Consider the following 1,342-nt stretch of genomic DNA (forward strand, 5'->3'; position numbering starts at 1 on the left):
CCCGCTGCTCCCGCAGGAGTCTCGCACTTGCGCTCCAATCAACCTTAAATCGTTTTGTTTTAAAAACAACAATATTTACGAAAAGAGCCTAAAACAAAAAATCCATTAATCATTTAATAATGAAAAATGGATTTTAATAAACTTTTATAAGATTCTAGTTATAGACCCGCATAATTCGTTCAATGAATTTTGAAAAATCTATTTTTCCAAAGCAAATAACGAAACATTTGGCCACAATTTCTTGTCTAAATCATCCAGATAAGGAACTTCATTTCGTACCTCTGATATAATTGAAAAATCCACATCATGAATTAGAATGCCCTGCTCTGATCTTGAAGCTTCACATAGGACCTCACCGGTCGGAGCAACAAGTTTACTCTTTCCGCAACTTCCCTCATTAACCGTGTTTACGCCAAGAATATAAACCGTATTATCGAGTGCACGTGCCGGAAGTTGAATATCCCATCTTGTTTCAGCTCCGTAGCTCCATACTGAAGGAACAATAATAAGTTCTGCACCTTGAAGAGCTAGAATTCGGCTTGGTTCAGGAAATTCAATATCTGCACAAATAAGTACACCTATTTTCCCTTTCGATGTTTCTATTGCATTATAGACTTTCTCACCAGGAGTAAATATCTCCTTCTCTCTTCCCCATAAAAATGATTTTCGATAAGTGGCAATGACTTCCCCTGTTGACTCAATTACAGCTAAGGATATGTAAAGGCTTCCACTTTCCCCCTCAACAAATGGGACGATGAGTATTACTTTTAACTCTTTAGCGAGCTTTTGAAATAATGAAACAGTCTCTCCAGTCGAAAACTCTTGCAACGATTCGAATTGCTCCTTCGATAAATAGTAACCACTCACCCAAAGTTCGGGTAATACGATTAATTCAGCTCCCTGTTTAGCCGACTCTTCAACCATTTCTATACAATTTTTAATATTTTTATCCCTTTCACCAGGGATAGCTTGTAATTGAACTGCAGCAACCTTAATCAACAAAAGCACATCCTTTTCTGCAAATGAAAATTATCAGATTTTTTAGAAACCTGTGTTAAATTTAATAATATTTTATTTCCTTTAATTAAGCAATGATTATTTCTTTTGGTATATAATTTTGAATTTTTTATTTCAAAAAATCTAAAAATTGTGTAAACTATAATCAATCCAGTTTCGGTTAGGGTAAATTGTAAGCTTTTACACAATATTTTTCAGGGAGGTCTTCATGAAAAAACAACAGAATGATTTAGAACAATCACTCAGTTCTCGTCACATGTCAATGATTGCAATCGGAGGTGTCATTGGTGCAGGTCTTTTTGTAGGTAGTGGCGCTGCCATACAT

At 35.4% G+C, this 1,342-nt stretch carries 1 protein-coding gene; it reads right to left on the minus strand.

The window, feature by feature from the left end:
* Nucleotides 1-198: 198 nt before the first annotated feature.
* The gene (locus ACFVSH_RS26695; RefSeq protein WP_387708836.1) at nt 199-999 is read right to left on the minus strand and encodes a nitrilase-related carbon-nitrogen hydrolase; all 801 of its coding nucleotides are present in this window, start codon (nt 997-999) and stop codon (nt 199-201) included.
* Between the last annotated feature and the right edge of the window lie 343 nt (nt 1,000-1,342).

Origin of the sequence: Peribacillus sp. NPDC058002, from assembly GCF_042886655.1 — a bacterium.
Classification (GTDB): domain Bacteria; phylum Bacillota; class Bacilli; order Bacillales; family DSM-1321; genus Peribacillus; species Peribacillus aracenensis.